The sequence below is a fragment of the Micromonospora violae genome (assembly GCF_004217135.1).
GTDB lineage: Bacteria > Actinomycetota > Actinomycetes > Mycobacteriales > Micromonosporaceae > Micromonospora > Micromonospora violae.
The window spans coordinates 3,662,684-3,678,675 of the sequence record NZ_SHKK01000001.1 but is presented as its reverse complement, the minus strand read 5'-3'; the positions used below and the strand labels follow the sequence as shown (position 1 = coordinate 3,678,675).

General features: G+C 72.2%; 13 protein-coding genes. 9 read left to right on the top strand and 4 right to left on the bottom strand.

Annotated elements, in window-relative coordinates:
• Positions 1-11 precede the first annotated feature (11 nt).
• Positions 12-2,213: a M48 family metalloprotease gene (locus EV382_RS16145; protein ID WP_165435801.1), complete on the top strand. Its 2,202-nt coding sequence runs from the start codon at positions 12-14 to the stop codon at positions 2,211-2,213.
• A gap of 14 nt (positions 2,214-2,227) precedes the next feature.
• Positions 2,228-2,647: an effector-associated constant component EACC1 gene (locus tag EV382_RS16140; protein WP_130402837.1), complete on the top strand. Its 420-nt coding sequence runs from the start codon at positions 2,228-2,230 to the stop codon at positions 2,645-2,647.
• Between the two features lie 26 nt (positions 2,648-2,673).
• Here the strand turns inward: EV382_RS16140 and EV382_RS16135 are convergent, their stop codons facing one another.
• Positions 2,674-3,546, bottom strand: coding sequence for an aldo/keto reductase (locus tag EV382_RS16135; RefSeq protein ID WP_130402835.1), 873 nt, complete (start codon positions 3,544-3,546; stop codon positions 2,674-2,676).
• Positions 3,547-3,783: 237 nt separating this feature from the next.
• On the opposite strand from EV382_RS16135, the gene EV382_RS16130 reads away from it, so the two are divergent.
• The 4 genes from EV382_RS16130 (at position 3,784) to EV382_RS16115 (ending at position 8,189) form a co-directional block, all read left to right on the top strand.
• Positions 3,784-4,146, top strand: coding sequence for a YciI family protein (locus EV382_RS16130; protein ID WP_130402833.1), 363 nt, complete (start codon positions 3,784-3,786; stop codon positions 4,144-4,146).
• A gap of 131 nt (positions 4,147-4,277) precedes the next feature.
• Positions 4,278-5,660: an FAD-binding oxidoreductase gene (locus EV382_RS16125; protein ID WP_130402831.1), complete on the top strand. Its 1,383-nt coding sequence runs from the start codon at positions 4,278-4,280 to the stop codon at positions 5,658-5,660.
• 199 nt (positions 5,661-5,859) lie between these two features.
• Positions 5,860-7,308: a pyruvate kinase gene (gene pyk / locus EV382_RS16120; RefSeq protein ID WP_130402829.1), complete on the top strand. Its 1,449-nt coding sequence runs from the start codon at positions 5,860-5,862 to the stop codon at positions 7,306-7,308.
• On the top strand, positions 7,305-8,189 hold the full coding sequence (locus EV382_RS16115) for an acyl-CoA thioesterase (protein ID WP_130402827.1): 885 nt from the start codon (positions 7,305-7,307) through the stop codon (positions 8,187-8,189). The genes pyk and EV382_RS16115 overlap by 4 nt, the downstream gene beginning before the upstream one ends.
• Positions 8,190-8,234: 45 nt before the next feature.
• Here EV382_RS16115 and EV382_RS16110 read toward each other — a convergent pair whose 3' ends face one another.
• On the bottom strand, positions 8,235-8,903 hold the full coding sequence (locus EV382_RS16110; protein ID WP_130402825.1) for a YceI family protein: 669 nt from the start codon (positions 8,901-8,903) through the stop codon (positions 8,235-8,237).
• Positions 8,904-9,169: 266 nt separating this feature from the next.
• Between EV382_RS16110 and EV382_RS16105 the strand changes: the two genes are divergently transcribed.
• Both EV382_RS16105 and EV382_RS16100 read left to right on the top strand, forming a co-directional pair.
• Complete coding sequence (locus tag EV382_RS16105; protein ID WP_007462839.1) at positions 9,170-9,634, top strand: RrF2 family transcriptional regulator; 465 nt, start codon at positions 9,170-9,172, stop codon at positions 9,632-9,634.
• A 142-nt stretch (positions 9,635-9,776) separates the two neighbouring features.
• On the top strand, positions 9,777-10,739 hold the full coding sequence (locus EV382_RS16100; RefSeq protein ID WP_130402823.1) for a sulfite exporter TauE/SafE family protein: 963 nt from the start codon (positions 9,777-9,779) through the stop codon (positions 10,737-10,739).
• A 48-nt stretch (positions 10,740-10,787) separates the two neighbouring features.
• On the opposite strand, the gene EV382_RS16095 is transcribed toward EV382_RS16100, so the two are convergent.
• Positions 10,788-12,242 carry a pyridoxal-dependent decarboxylase gene (locus tag EV382_RS16095; RefSeq protein ID WP_244236719.1) on the bottom strand — a complete coding sequence of 485 codons (1,455 nt, stop codon included), beginning with the start codon at positions 12,240-12,242 and terminating at the stop codon, positions 10,788-10,790.
• A gap of 266 nt (positions 12,243-12,508) precedes the next feature.
• Between EV382_RS16095 and EV382_RS16090 the strand changes: the two genes are divergently transcribed.
• Entirely contained in the window at positions 12,509-14,770 is a 2,262-nt protein-coding gene (locus EV382_RS16090) for a rhamnogalacturonan lyase family protein (protein WP_130402821.1), read from the top strand.
• Between the two features lie 200 nt (positions 14,771-14,970).
• Here the strand turns inward: EV382_RS16090 and EV382_RS16085 are convergent, their stop codons facing one another.
• On the bottom strand, positions 14,971-15,981 hold the full coding sequence (locus EV382_RS16085; RefSeq protein WP_244236718.1) for an LLM class flavin-dependent oxidoreductase: 1,011 nt from the start codon (positions 15,979-15,981) through the stop codon (positions 14,971-14,973).
• Between the last annotated feature and the right edge of the window lie 11 nt (positions 15,982-15,992).

Below are 15,992 nucleotides of genomic sequence, written 5' to 3'. Positions count from 1 at the left end.
GAGCAGCGCTCATGACCGAGCCGCCGACCGTGCCGCCGGAGAACACCCCGCCGACGGTGCCGCAGCTCGACGTCCGGGCCGCCCAACCGCCGTCGGCCGCCACCCCGTCCACTGGCGGGTTCACCGATCGTCCACCGGGCTACCCCAGCGCGCTGGTCTGGCTGCGCGCCGGAATCCTGCGGGACTGGCGCGGTGTGCTCGGCGCGTTCGTCGCCACCTGGTTCTACCTGCCGATCGCCCTGCTCATGGCGTTCTGGGGCGGTCTCGGTTTCGCCGTCATCGGGCTCTTCGCCGGCGGGGCCGGCATCGACGACCAGATGCCCCACGTGCTGCGCGACGCCCCAGTGATCGGCACCCTGGTCGAGGCGTTCCTGACCCGCTCCGGCGGGGTCCTCGGCGGTGTGGCCGGCTTCGTCATCGGCTTCCTGGTCGGCTTCCTCAGCGTGCTGGTGGCACCCTGGCTGGGCGTCGTCGGCGAGCCCTTGGCGCTGCTCAGCGGCCTGATCGGCACGGTCATCGCGGCGGCGCTGATCGGGGTCCTCTACACGCTCTACCGGGTGCTGCTCGAACCGCGCCTGCTGGTCATCTCGGGTGCGCGCCAACCCAGCCGCCGCGAGTACGCGCGGCTGCGCCCCGTGCTCGACGAGTGCGCCCGACGGCTCGGCCTGCCCAGCGTGCCCCGGCTGCTCATGGAGGACGACCCGGTCCTGAGCAACGCCCGCACGTACGCCCGGCACGTGGTGGTCACCACCGCCGTGCTGACCGAACCGGACGACGAGGTGGCGGCGTTGCTCAGCCACGAGCTGGTGCACTGGCGTACCGGGGACGAGATCACCAGTGCCTTCGTCCGGGGTGTGGGCCTGCCGCTGACCCTCGCGCACGCCCTGCCGACCTGGCTGATGCGGACGTTCCCCCACCCGGCCACCAACTTCGTGGTCTTCGTCTTCTTCTGGCCGGTGCTGCTCACCATGCGGTACGTGGTGCTGCCGTTGCACGCCCGCGACGTGCGGGCGGCCGAGTACCGGGCCGACCTCGGCGCGGCGCTCACCGGGCACGTCGACGGGCTGCGGCGCATCCTGGAACGGCGGCTGTCCTTCGAGACCGGCCGCAGCGGCTGGGACGAGGCGGTCTGTGCCACCCACCCGCCGCACGAGCTGCGGCTCGACGCTCTGGAGCGGGCCTCGTGGGCCGCTGCGCCCGCCGGAGTGGGCGCACCCGTGACCGTCGATCGGCTGTTCAACGACCCCGGTCCGGTCGGCAGCCGCCGCACCTGGCTGGTGGTCGGTGCGTTCGTGCTGGCCGGCTGCCTCGGCACCAGCGTGCTCGGCGTGGTGCAGTGGGCGTTCTTCCGCCCCCAGGCGGCGATCGACGGATACTTCTCCGCGCTCGCCGACCGGGACAGCGAGGCCGCGCTCGGCTACCTGACCGACCAGGGCGGCGGCAGGGACACCGCGCTGCTCGCCCAACTCCTGCGGGGCGACGGCTACGAACCACCGACCGACGTCGAGATCAGCTCGGTGGAGCGCGACGGCGACAGCGCCACCGCCACGGTGGCGTACCGGTTGGGTGACGCGCGGCAGACCACCACCCTCAGCCTGCGCCGCGAGGACGAGGCCACCGCCGGGCTGTTCCACGGCTGGCGGGTCAGCGGTGGGCCGACCCCGTTCAACGCCGCGATCGCCGACCCCGGGGTGCGGCTCAACGGGGTCGAGCTGCCGGTCGCCTCGGAGGGCACTCCGCTCGTGCTGTTGCCCGGTCTGTACACCGCGACCGGCCCGTCCAGCGCGCTCAGCGAGACGCCGGGCGCGACGGTGCTGGTCGGCCCGGGGGACAGCGCCGCCACCCTGCAACTGGCGCCGGTGCTCAAGCCAGCGGCGATCGAAGCCGTCGAGGCCCGGGTCCGCGAGTGGTTGGACGAGTGCGCGAAGCAGACGGTCGCCGCGCCGCCCGGCTGCCCGTTCCGCTCCTACAGTGGGTCCGCGCAGAAGGTCACCTGGAAGATCCTGGAGTACCCGAAGCTCGCCCTCGAACTCACCGGCCCGTCCAGCGCCCAGGTCACCACCCCGTACGAGAGTCAGGGCCGGGTGCAGGTCAGCGGCACCACCACCTACTTCGGCACCAGCTCACCGTTCACCGACGAGGACGCGTTCCGGGTAGCGGGCGTCGCCACCGCCGACGGGGACGGCGTCGCCTTCCGCGCCGCCACCAACTGACCAGGAGAGAGACCGTGACCGACACCGCCGCCGCAGCCCGGCTGCCCGTCCGGCTGACCATCAGCCCCCGACAGCGCCAGTCACCGTCGGTCGACCTGCTGACCTGGATCCACCGTCGCCCGGAGTACCGGCCGGTGGTCCGGGCGGCCGGCGGCGGTGGGGGTCGGCCGGGCTTCAGCGACGCGGTGATCATCGCGGTGCTGGCCCAGGGGCTGCTGCCGGGGCTGTTCAACCTGTTGCAGTCCTGGGTCGACCAGCAGCGCACCGAGGCCAGCATCCGGATCCAGGCCGGGGACACCGAGGTGGAGTTGCAGGTGAGCGGGCGGACCGACTCGGCCCGTCTGCTGGCCCAGGCGACCGAGGCGCTACGCGCCGCCCAGGCGACCGAGGCCCTGCCCGCCGCCCGGGAGTCCGGTTCGGACGCCGTCGACTGACCCGACGGCGTCCGGACCGGCGCAGGTCAGCTCGCCTTGGCGATCGCCTCGAACTCGTCGTCGGTGAGCCGCACGTCGGCCGCGCCCACGTTCTCCTCCAGGTGCGCCACCGAGGACGTGCCGGGGATCGGCAGCATCACCGGCGAGCGGCGCAGCAGCCAGGCCAGCGCGAGCTGTGCGGGCGACGCGCCGTGCGCGGTGGAGATGGCGTCCAGTGGGCCACCCGGGCGGGCCAGCTCACCGGTCGCGATCGGGAACCACGGGATGAACGCGAGGTCGTTGCGCTCGCAGTACTCCAGCACGTCCTCGGCGCTGCGGTTGGCGAGGTTGTACAGGTTCTGCACGGACGCGATCGGGGTGATCGCCCGGGACTCCTCGATCTGCGCGACGCTCACCTCGGACAGCCCGATGTGCTGGATCTTGCCTTCCTCCCGCAGCAGAGCCAGCTCACCGAGCTGATCGGCGAGCGGCACCTTCGGGTCGATCCGGTGCAGCTGGTACAGCGGGATGCTGTCCAGGCCGAGGTGGCGCAGGCTCAGTTCGCACTGCTGGCGCAGGTACTCCGGGCGGCCCAGCGGCCGCCAGTCGCCGGGGCCGGAGCGGCTCAGCCCGGCCTTCGTCGCGATCACCAGGTCATCGGCGTACGGGTGCAGAGCCTCCCGGATCAGCAGCTCCGAGACGAACGGCCCGTACGAGTCGGCGGTGTCGATGAACGTCACGCCCAGCTCGACCGCGCGGCGCAGCACGCGTACCGCCTCGGCGGGGTCCTTCGGGTCGCCCCAGACGCCCGGGCCGGTGATCTGCATGGCCCCGTAGCCGAGCCGGTTGACGGTGACGTCACCGCCGATCCGGTACGTGCCGGACGCCTTCGCGGGCTGCTCGCTGATATTTGTCGCCATTGCCCGGATCCCCAATCGTGTCGTCGTGGCGGGCGTGGACAGCGCGGATGAAGCCCAGCCACCACCGGTAGATCATCCCCCGCAACGTCGCCGCTATTCCGCTGGTCGGCCGAGTGTGGGCGCGGACACGCCGTGGCCACGCCGAGCCGAGTTGCCGGGAAGCGCCCGGTACGACCGGGGTGTCCGTGCGACGCTGGCCGGAGCCGGTGCGTTCCGGCGACGGCGGAGGGAGCACCCATGGGAGTGCCGCAGGTCAACTTCGCGCTCGACACGTATGAGTGCATCGTGATCTATCCCGGCGCGGCCGGGCGGGCGCTGCCCGCCGAGACCGTGCAGCGGTTGCAGGCCGAGCACACCGAGCACATGCAGGCGTTGCAGCGAAGCGGCATCATCCTGGTCGCCGGCTCGGTGGACGGGCCGGCACGTGAGCCGGATCCGCCGATCGGCTTCGGGCTGGCCCGCACCGGCAGCGTCGAGAACGTCCGCAGCGTGCTGGAGGCCGACCCGGCGGTGCAGGCCGGGCTCTACCGGGTGGAGGTGCTGACCTTCCTCTGCCCGGCCGGTTCCCTGGAGTTCCCGCTGGTCAAAGCGGGAAACTGAGCCGCCGGCCAGCGATGGCTGTCGTGATGGTGACGGCGCTCGCCCGGCTGCCGGTGCTACGGTCGCGCCCAGCGAGGGCCGCCGCCGGGGCGTACCCGGTGTCGTGGGTCGGCCCCGGTCGAGGAGTCGCCATGATCTCCGCCGCCACCGGTGATGTCGCGTCCGCCACCGCCCGACTGCGTGCCCTGCTCGGCGACCGGCTGCACGAGCCGGGCGATCCCGGCTTCGCCACCTCCACCCGGCTCTGGAACGGCGCGGTGGTGCGCACCCCCGTGCTGGTCGCCCGGTGTCGGGACGCCGCCGAGGTGGCCGAGGCGGTGCGCATCGCCGCCCGGTGTCACCTACCCCTCTCGGTCCGCTCCGGTGGGCACGACTGGGCTGGTCGGGCGCTGCGCGACGGCGCTCTGGTGCTCGACCTGACCGGGTTGCGCGACGTGCGGGTCGACCCGGACGCGGCCACGGTGACCATCGGCGGCGGCGCCACGGTGGCCGAGGTGATCGCCGCGGCCCGCCCGTACGACCTGGTGGTGCCCACCGGCACGGTCGGCGACGTGGGGATGGCCGGGCTCACCCTCGCCGGCGGGTACGGCCCGCTGTGTGGCCGCTTCGGTCTGGCCCTGGACAGTCTGCTCGGCGCGGAGGTGGTTCTCGCCGACGGCCGCCGGGTCACCGCCGACGCCCGGCACGACGCCGAGCTGTACTGGGCGCTGCGCGGCGGCGGTGGGAACCTCGGCATCGTCACCGAGCTGCGCTTGCGCGCGCACCGGCTGCCCGGCGTGCTGGCCGGCATGATCATGTTCGCGCTGTCCGAGGCGCCGGCCGTGCTGCGCGGCTACGGCGCGCTGGTCGCCGAGGCCCCGGATGAGCTGACGGTGATGGCCGGCTTCCTGCCCGGCCCGGCCGGCGAGCCGGTGATCTTCGTCTGCCCGTTCTACAGCGGCCCGGACCTGGACGCCGGGTCGCCGTGGATGGACCGGCTGCGCGCGCTGGGCACCCCGCTGGTCGACCAGATCGGCCCGATGCCGTACGCGGACGCGCTGCGGATGTTCGACGGCGGGATGGTCGACGGCAACCACTACCTGCTGCGAACCCGGTGGCTGCCTGGGCTCACCGACGGCGCGGTGGACGTGCTCGTCGACGCGGCCCGGCAGGTCACCTCGCCGTTCTCCGCGCTGGCCGTGCACCACTTCCACGGCGCGGCGACCCGGGTCCGCACCGCCGACACGGCGTTCGGCCTCCGCGCCGACCACCTGATGGCCGAGATCATCGCGGTGTGGGCGCCCGACGACCAGGCCGGCCCGCACCGCGAGTGGGCCGAGCGGAGCTCGACGGCGCTCGCCGCGCACGCCCTGCCCGGTGGTTACCCCAACCTGCTCGCGCCGGAGGAGACCGACCGGGTCCGGCTCGCCTACGGCCCGAACTGGGCGCGGCTACGTCGGGCCAAGCGCCGTTACGACCCCCGTGACCTGCTCGAAGCGGTGCCCACCCTGCCGCCCTCGGTGGGCCCGGAGTGAGCCGCCGCCGGGAGCACCCCGACAGTGCGCGCCGTCGGAGGCGTACGATTCCCGGCGCGCGGTCGCTGATGCCCGTCGCCACAACGTTCCCGGTGCGGTTCCGCCCGCCGGCCCGACGCGCACCGCGCGTCGTTGGACAACTGTTCCGCTGCCTGCAAGGGGTCGGCCCCGAGTCCGACCTGAAGGAGAGACTAGCCTGATGGGCGTGACACGCCGCGCGAAGATCGTCTGCACTCTTGGTCCCGCCACCTCGTCCCCGGAGCGCATCCGGGGCCTCGTCGAGGCTGGCATGAACGTGGCGAGGCTGAACTTCAGCCACGGCAGCCACGCCGACCACGAGGCGGTCTATCGACTGGTCCGGGAGGCGTCGGCGGCAGCGGGTAAGCCGGTCGCCGTCCTCGCCGACCTGCAAGGCCCCAAGATCCGGCTCGGTAAGTTCGCCGACGGCCCGCACGAGTGGCGCACCGGTGACTCGGTCGTCATCACCGGCGACGACATCATCGGCACCAAGGAGCGCGTCTCCTGCACCTACCGCAAGCTGCCGCAGGAGGTGAAGCCCGGTGACCGGCTGCTGATCGACGACGGTCGGGTCGCCGTCGAGGTCAGCGACGTCACCGGCAACGACATCCGTTGCCTCGTCACCGAGGGTGGCCCGGTCTCCAACAACAAGGGCGTGTCGCTGCCCAACGTGGCGGTCAGCGTGCCCGCCATGTCGGAGAAGGACGCCGAGGACCTGCGGTTCTCCCTGGGTCTCGGCGTCGACATGGTCGCGCTCTCCTTCGTCCGCTCGGCGGAGGACATCAAGCTCGTGCACGGGATCATGGCCGAGGAGGGCGTGTTCCGGCCGGTGCTCGCCAAGGTCGAGAAGCCGGAGGCGGTGGAGCACCTGGAGGCCATCGTGCTGGCCTTCGACGGCGTCATGGTCGCCCGTGGTGACCTCGGCGTCGAGATGCCGCTGGACGAGGTCCCGCTGGTGCAGAAGCGCGCCGTGCAGCTGTGCCGGGAGAACGCCAAGCCCGTCATCGTGGCCACCCAGATGCTCGACTCCATGATCGAGAATTCCCGGCCCACCCGTGCGGAGGCGTCCGACGTCGCCAACGCGGTGCTCGACGGCGCGGACGCGGTGATGCTCTCCGGCGAGACCAGCGTCGGCAAGTACCCGGTGCTCACCGTCAGCACCATGGCCAAGATCGTGACGACCACCGAGGCGGGTTCGATCGGGGTGCCGCGGTTGCAGCACGACCCGCGTACCCACGGTGGCGCCCTGACCGTCGCCGCCTCGTCGATCGCCCGGGCCATCAACGCCAAGGCGCTCGTCGCCTTCTCGCAGACCGGTGACACCGTCCGACGGCTGTCCCGCCTGCACTGCGACCTGCCGCTGCTGGCCTTCACGCCGGTCCCCGAGGTGCGCGACCAGCTCGCCCTCACCTGGGGCGTGGAGACCTTCCTGATGCCGTTCGTGCAGCACACCGACGACATGTTCCGCCAGGTCGACCAGGCGCTGCTCGGCCTCGACCGGGCCAACCCCGGCGACTACGTGGTGATCGTGGCGGGTAGCCCGCCCGGCACCCCCGGCTCGACCAACACGCTGCGCGTGCACCAGCTCGGTTCGCTGGTCGACGCGGCGTCGGCGCGGGCGCTGCAATGAGCGACGGTCGGGTCGCGATCGGCCAGGCGGCGGTAGACCAGCTGCTGGAAGTGCTGGACCTCGACCCGACCGGGGAGATGACCTTCCGGGGGATGAGCCCCCCGGTCGGTCCACAACGGGTGTACGGCGGCCAGGTCGCCGGCCAGGCCCTGGTCGCCGCCGGCCGCACCGTCGACCCGGAGCGGTTCGTGCACTCGCTGCACGGCTACTTCGTCCGCCCCGGCGACCCGGTGGAGCCGATCGCGTACGAGGTGGAGAACATCCGCGACGGCCGGTCCTTCTCGGTCCGCCGCTCGGTCGCCCTCCAGCACGGCAAGCCGATCTTCTTCATGTCGGCGTCGTTCCAGCGGGCCGAGGAGGGTCTGGATCACCAGGCCCCGGCCCCGCTGGACGTACCCCCGCCGCAGGAGGTGCCGACGATGACCGACCGGCTCTCCCGCTACCCGGAACGGCTGGGCATCTGGGGTCAGATCTCGCGACCGATCGACGTGCGCTACGTGGGCGAGCCCGGCTGGGTCCGCCCCGGCGACCGGCCGGCCGACCCGCACCAGCGGGTCTGGATGCGCATCGACGGCAAGTTGCCCGACGACCCGCTGCTGCACGCGTGCGCGCTCACCTACGCCTCGGACCTCACCCTGCTGGACTCGGTGCTCTCCGCCCACGGCGAGGTGTGGGGGCCGGGCGGGTTGGTCGGCGCGAGCCTGGACCACGCGCTCTGGTTCCACCGGCCGTTCCGGGCCGACGAGTGGTTCCTCTACGACTGCCTGAGCCCGTCGGCGTCCGGCGCGCGAGGGCTGGCCACCGGCCGGATGTTCACCACGGACGGCCGGCAGATCGCCAGCGCCGTCCAGGAGGGTCTGCTGCGCCGCGTCGGTGCCTGACGCGGCGACCCGTCCCCGCCAGGCACTGGCGGGGATTGACCGGGGTCAGGCCTGGTGGATGGCTTCCCCAGCGATCTCGATCTGCACCGTCTTGCCGACCAGCACCCCGCCGCTCTCCAGGACCACATTCCAGAGCAGGCCGTAGTCCTCGCGGTTGATGTCGGCCGTCGCGCTGAATCCGAAGATGTTCTGCCCGTACGGATCACGACGGGCGCCACCAAAATTCACCTCCAGGTCGACGGCCCGGGTGATGCCCTTCACGACCAACTCACCGGTGAGCACGAATCGGCCGGCGAAACCGTCGGACTGCGGCGGAACAATGTGACTCCGGCCTCGTCCGCCCAACCGATGGTTGCGCAGACGCGCCCACTGGAATATGGGGTCCTCGTTGCCCTGCCACTTGATGCCGGTGCTTCGATATTCGAGGGTGGGAAAGCGCTCCACATCGAGGAAGTCGGCACTCTTGAGATGGGTGTCCCGGTCGACGCTCCCAGTGGTGATGCTGGCCGACATGATGGTGGCCGTGACCGAGGAGAGCAGCGGATCCTCCGCCACGAAGATCTGCGCCGTGGCCTCGGCGAACTCGCCGCGTACCGGGCTCACCATCATGTGCCGGGAGAGAAAACCGATCCGCTTGTGCGACTGATCGAGAAGATAGGTGCCGGCGACCGGGATGGTCATGCCCTCCCAGGTGCGGGTGGCGATATCGGTCATCGTGATGCCTTCCCCCCGAGCGCGGCCGGGTGTTTATCAATATGTTGCTGGCGGCCGGTCAAACGGCCGGACATTCGTACGCCCGCCCAGCATAGGGACGCTCCGGGTCGGCATTTCGGCCGCCACCATGTCGCGGATCATGGCGTACGTCGCCGGTCTCCAACGGGGGCCCGCACGCGCGCCGGCGGCACCACTTTTGTCGATGCGTGGCCGATCGGCCGAGGGTCGCCCGCCCGCCCGGTTGACCAGCGACTAACCTTGCCGACATGCGCCTATCCGCCCGGGTCGACTATGCCCTCCGTGCGGCCGCCGAGCTTGCCGCGACGGCCAGCGGCCCCGGGCGCGGCCGGCCGGTCACGGCCGACCAGATCGCCCGGGCCCAGGAGATCCCCCCGAAGTTCCTGGAGAGCATCCTGCTCCAGTTGCGCCGGGGCGGCATCGTGCACGCCCAGCGTGGCCCGGAGGGCGGCTACTGGCTGGCCCGCCCCGCCGAGGAGATCTCCCTCGCCGAGGTCATCCGGGTGATCGACGGGCCGCTCGCCCACGTCCGCGGGCAGCGCCCCGAGCAGCTCGGCTACCACGGCCCGGCCCGCGCCCTCCAGGAGGTCTGGATCGCGCTGCGGGCGAGCGAGCGGGAGATCCTGGAGCTGGTCAGCGTCGCCGACGTGGCCGCGGGCACCCTGCCCGCGCGCGTCACGGAGCTGGCCGCCGACCCGCGCGCCTGGATCTGAGCGCTGGCTCGGCCTGACCTGGCCGCTGATCCCGCGCTCCGGCCGCGGCGTCCCATCCACCGATCGGAGGCTTGACCCCGGCTGCCCCGTCCCGCATTGTCGACCAAGTCGATAGGAGATGCCGAAAAGTCAGGGGGCGCTCGTGCGCAAGCTGTTGGTCCTCGCTCTGGTCGGGCTCGTCGCGCAACTGATCGATGGTTCGCTCGGCATGGCATACGGGCTGACCTCGTCCACTCTGCTGCTGCTCGCCGGGGTCGCCCCGGCCGCCGCCTCCGCCTCGGTGCACCTGGCCGAGATCGGCACCACGCTCGCCGCCGGGTTCGCCCACTGGCGGTTCGGCAACGTCGACTGGCGGGTGGTGACCCGCATCGCCCTGCCCGGCGCGATCGGCGCCTTCGCCGGCGCCACAGTGCTCAGCTCGATCTCCACCGAGGCCGCCGCACCGTGGATGGCCGGCATTCTCTTCACCCTCGGCGCGTACCTGCTGGTCCGCTTCGCCCGACCGCTGCGCACCGGCCGGGTCGGCGGACGGCTCCGCGGTCGTTTCCTCGGCCCCCTCGGTCTGGTGGCCGGCTTCGTCGACGCGACCGGCGGCGGCGGGTGGGGCCCGGTGGCCACCCCGGCGCTGCTGGTCTCCGGGCGCATGGAGCCCCGCAAGGTGATCGGCTCCGTGGACACCGCCGAGTTCGTGGTGGCCGGCGCGGCCAGCATCGGTTTCCTGATCGGGTTGGGCACGGAGGGATTCCTGCTGCCCACCGTCGCCGCGCTGCTCGTCGGCGGGCTCATCGCCGCCCCGCTGGCCGCCTGGCTGGTGCGAATCGTGCCCGCCCAACTGCTCGGCGCGGCGGTCGGCGGCGTGATCGTGCTGACCAACGCCCGCACCCTGATCCGCTCCGCCGAACTGGACGGTCCGACCGGTCCCGCCGTGTACGCGCTGCTCGCCGCCGGTTGGCTGACCGCGCTGGTGTTCGCGGTGCGCGCCCTACGCCGTAGCCGCCGCGCCCGCGCCGCCGAGGCCGCGAGCGCTGCGCCCGCTGCCGGCGCGCCCGCCGCCGGCGAGGTCCCGGCCGACCTGGCCGCAACGGGCACGCCGACCCCACGCTGAACCCGCCCCGCCCGCGCGGCCAGCTTGCGCGACAGCGCCGGCCAGCTCTCAGGAACCGGTGCCCTGGGCGGTGGGCAGGGTGGCCGCCGCCTCGCAGAGCACGGCCCAGGCCTCGTCGACGTGCGCCTCCGTGGTCTGTGGTGAGCCGATCGCCAGCCGCAGCGTGTAGCGGCCGGCGACGCGGGTGTGCGTCAGGTGCACCCGTCCGGTGGCGTTCGCCGAGGCCAGCAACGCCGCGTTGGTGTCGTCGTCGGCGCGCAGTCGGAAGCAGACCAGCGAGAACGGGTGCGCTGCGGCCACCTCGAACCGGTCGTCGGCGCGGACCCGATCGGCGAACCGCGCGGCCAGCGCCACCCCGGAGCGGATGTGCGCCCGCAGCCCGTCGGCGCCGTACCAGCGCAGCACGAACCACAGCTTGAGAGACCGGAAGCGCCGGCCCAGCGGCACCTGCCAGTCCCGGTAGTCGATGACCGCGCCGGATTCGGAGGCCGCGTTGCGCAGGAACTCCGGCAGTACGGTCAGCGCCTCGATCAGCTCGGCGCGGTGGGCCACCCAGAACGCGTCGCAGTCGAAGCCGGTGAGCAGCCACTTGTGCGGGTCGAAGCAGTAGGAGTCGGCGTACTCCAGGCCGGCGTGCGACCAGCGCAGCTCGGGGCAGACGGCGGCGGCGCCGGCGTACGCGGCGTCGACGTGCAGCCAGATTCCGTACTCGGCGCAGATGGCCCCGATCTCCGGCAGCGGGTCGACGGCGGTGGTGGAGGTGGTGCCGATGGTCGCCACCACGATGGCCGGCACGTCACCGCTGGCCAGGTCGGCTTCGATCGCGGCCCGCAGCGCGTCCGGCAGCATCGCCTGGGTGTCCGGGTCCACCTCGATCGACCGGACCCCGTCGCTGCCCAGCCCGGCGATCCGTACCGCCTTCTCGATGGAGGAGTGCCCGTGAATGGAGGTGTAGGCGCGGTAGCGCCGGTCGATGCCCGTGTGCCGCCAGCGGCCGCCGCTGGCCCGGTGCAGTGCGGCCAGGGTGGCCACCAGCGTCGCCGAGGAGGCCGAGTCCTGGATGACTCCGCCGCCGGTGCCGGTCGAACGGAACCGCTCTGGCAGGTCCAGCAGATGGGCCAGCCAGTCCATCATCACCGTCTCCAGCTCGGTGCAGGCCGGGCTGGAGGCCCAGAGCATGCCCTGCACGCCGAGACCGGCGCTGACCAGGTCACCGAGCACGCTCGGGCCGGAGGTGTTGCCGGGGAAGTACCCGAAGAAGCCCGGGTGCTGCCAGTGCGTCAGCCCCGGTACGACGATCGAGTCCAGATCGGCGAGGACCGCCTCGACCGGCTCCCCGCCGACGGTGGGGGGTGCGCTGGGCAGGGCGGCGGCCACCGTGCCCGGGGGCGCGGCCGGGGCGACCGGTCGTCGCTCCACCGTCGCCCAGTAGTCGGCGATCCAGTCGACGACGGCGTGGCCGGCGCGGCGGAATTCGGCGGGGTCCATGTGGTGAGCGCTCACCCGCACGAGTCGATCAGGCATTGATCGTCCAGGCAAGACCGGAAAAGGGACGACGGTCATCGATGTTGCGCGCCGGAAAGCGCTTGCCCTACGATCGCGGTGAGTCGGATCCGTGAGTTCCCAGGGCGTTTCACCCCGATCAGATCGCCGTCCGCCGCCGTCGCGGCGAGATCGGTCCACTGTGCTTCCCGGGCAGGCCGGTGGGCCGCGCTTCCCGAGAGGGCCGGTGGCCGCAGCGATCACCACCGGATCCCCGGAGGCAGTGCATGCACCCGTCCAGACATCGGCTGATCCTGCTCGCCGCCACGACGGCGGCCACCGTCGTGGCCGGCACCCTCGGCACGGTCGTCGCCTCGGCCGCCGCCGTCGGCTGCCGGGTCGACTATCAGATCACCAACCAGTGGCAGGGCGGCTTCGGCGCCAACGTCACCGTCACCAACCTCGGCGACCCGGTCAACGGGTGGACTCTCACCTGGTCGTACGCCGCCGGCCAACAGGTCACCCAGGCGTGGAGCGCCACCGTCACCCAGTCCGGTGCCCAGGTCACCGCCCGCAACGTCGACTACAACGCCGCCATCGCCACGAACGGCAGCGCCGGGTTCGGCTTCAACGGTTCGTGGACCGGCAGCAACCCGGTGCCGAGCAGCTTCGCGCTCAACGGCACCACCTGCACCGGCACCCCACCCACCGAGGAGCCGACCACGCCACCCCCGACCACCCCGCCTCCGACCACGCCACCTCCCACCACGCCACCTCCGACGACGCCTCCGCCGGCGACCGGCGCGGTGCAGATGGAGAACCTGGACCGCGGCCTGATCAGCGTCCGCTCCGGCAGCGGCAACCTGGTCTCCTGGCGGCTGCTCGGCACCGAGACCTCCGGGGTGGCGTTCAACCTCTACCGGGGATCCACCAGGGTCAACGCCAACCCGATCACCGGCGCCACCAACTACCTCGACAGCGGCGCGGCGGCCGGCTCCGCGTACACCGTGCGGGCCGTGGTGGGCGGTGCCGAGCAGCCGGCGTCGGCACCGGCGGTGCAGTTCGGCGCGGGCTACCTGGACGTGCCGTTGCAGGTCCCGGCCGGGGGCACCACCCCCAGCGGGGAGAGCTACTCGTACAGCGCCAATGACGCCTCCGTGGGTGACCTCAACGGCGACGGCACCTACGAGATCGTGCTCAAGTGGGACCCGTCCAACGCCAAGGACAACTCCCAGTCCGGCTACACCGGCAACGTCTACGTCGACGCGTACACCCTCACCGGCACCCGGTTGTGGCGCATCGACCTGGGCCGCAACATCCGGGCCGGCGCCCACTACACCCAGTTCCAGGTGTACGACTACGACGGCGACGGCCGCGCCGAGGTGGCCATGAAGACCGCCGACGGCACCCGCTCCGGCACCGGCCAGCTCATCGGCTCGTCGTCGGCGGACTACCGCAACTCCAGCGGCTACGTGCTCTCCGGCCCGGAGTACCTGACCATGTTCAACGGTCAGACCGGTGCCATCGCCTCCACCGTCAGCTACGACCCGCCGCGCGGGACCGTGTCGTCCTGGGGTGACTCGTACGGCAACCGGGTGGACCGGTTCCTCGCCGGCACCGCGTACCTGGACGGGCAGCGCCCCTCGCTGATCATGGCCCGGGGTTACTACACCCGCGCGGTGATCGCCGCCTGGGACTTCCGCAACGGCGCACTCACCAAGCGCTGGACGTTCGACTCGAACTCCTCCGGCAACGGTGCCGCCGCCGGTCAGGGCAACCACCAGCTCTCCGTGGCCGACGTCGACGCCGACGGCCGCCAGGAGATCGTGTACGGGGCCGCCACCATCGACGACAACGGTCGGCTGCTCCACTCGACCGGCAACGGCCACGGCGACGCCATGCACGTCGGTGACCTGGACCCGGGCCGCGCCGGCCTGGAGGTGTTCAAGGTCGACGAGGACGGCAGCAAGCCCAGCTCCTACTTCGCCGACGCCCGCACCGGTCAGGTCCTCTGGTCCACGCCAGCGTCCGGCGACAACGGCCGGGGCGTCTCCGCGGACATCTGGGCGGGCAGCCCCGGCGCGGAGTCGTGGTCCTCAGCGGTCGCCGGACTGGCCAACACCAGAGGGCAGAACGTCGGCCGCAAGCCGTCGTCGGCGAACTTCCTCGCCTGGTGGGACGGCGACCCGGTACGGGAACTGCTCGACGCCACGAAAATCGACAAGTACGGCACCGGCGGCGAGACCCGGCTGCTCGACGGCAGCGGGGTGGCGTCCAACAACGGCACCAAGTCCACGCCGGCGCTCTCCGGCGACATCCTCGGCGACTGGCGCGAGGAGGTGATCTGGCGGACCACCGACAGCCGGGCCCTGCGCATCTACAGCACACCCACCCCGACCAGCACCCGGATCTACACGCTGATGCACGACCCGCAGTATCGGGTGGCGATCGCGTGGCAGAACACCGCCTACAACCAACCGCCGCACCCGGGGTTCTTCATCGGCAACGGAATGGGCACCCCACCCGCGCCGGACATCCACCTACGGTGATTCGACCCCTGGCGGTCCCGAGGAGGGTCGCCTAGGGTGGCAGGCACCGGGCCGCAGCCGCGGAATCCGCTCAGCTCCGGCCCGGTGCGCCACACCGCGGCATTCCCAACCCGTCCCGACCGGGAATGCCGTACCACCACCGGAACCAACATTAGGCACCGTCCGGGTCGGCGGGGTGACGCTGACGTGAAGATCGTGTTTCACGCCCGCTGGCGCAGACCCCCGGCCACCTGCTCGGCGATCAACTCGTACGACCGCACCCGGTCCTGCACGTCGTACACCAGCGTGGTCAACATCAGCTCGTCCGCGCCGGTGCGCTCCACCAGCTCGGTCAGCTGCCGGCGCACCGTCTCCGGCGAGCCCATCGCCTGACCGTCGCGGCGCGCCAGGACGAACTCCCGTTCGATCTCGGAGTACGGGTACGCCGCCGCCTCGTCGGGCGTCGACAGCGGCTCCGGCCGCCCGGAGCGCAGCTTCAGAAACGACAGGGCGCTCGGCCCGGCCAACCATTCGGCCCGCTCGTCGGTCTCCGCGCACACCGCGTTGACGGCCACCATCGCGTACGGCTTGTCCAGCCACTGCGAGGGCCGGAAGTGCTGCCGGTACAGGGCCAACGCCGGCAGGGTGTTCGCCGAGCTGAAGTGGTGCGCGAACGAGAACGGCAGACCGAGCAGACCGGCGAGCTGAGCGCTGAACCCGCTGGAACCCAGCAGCCACACCGCCGGCTGCTCGCCGCGACCCGGGGTGGCGATGATCTGACCGGGCTTCTCCCCGCTGAAGTAGTTCATCAGGTCCGTCAGCTCGCGCGGGAAATGCTCCGCCGACAGGCCCTCCATGGTGCGCCGCAACGCCAGCGCGGTCACCTGGTCGGTGCCCGGCGCCCGGCCGATGCCCAGGTCGATCCGACCGGGGTGCAGCGCCTCCAGGGTGCCGAACTGCTCGGCCACCACCAGCGGCGCGTGGTTGGGCAGCATCACCCCGCCCGACCCGAGACGGATCGTCGACGTGTTCGCCGCCAGATGCGCCAGCAGTACGGCCGGGGCGGAGCTGGCGATCGCCGGCATGTTGTGGTGCTCGGCCACCCAGAACCGGTGGTAGCCCAGCTCCTCGGTGCGGCGGGCCAGCTCGGTGGTGGCCTGTAGGGCCGCGCCGGCGGTGGTGCCCTTGGCGACCGGGGCAAGATCAAGAACAGACAACGGTACGGTGATCACACGGTCAGCCA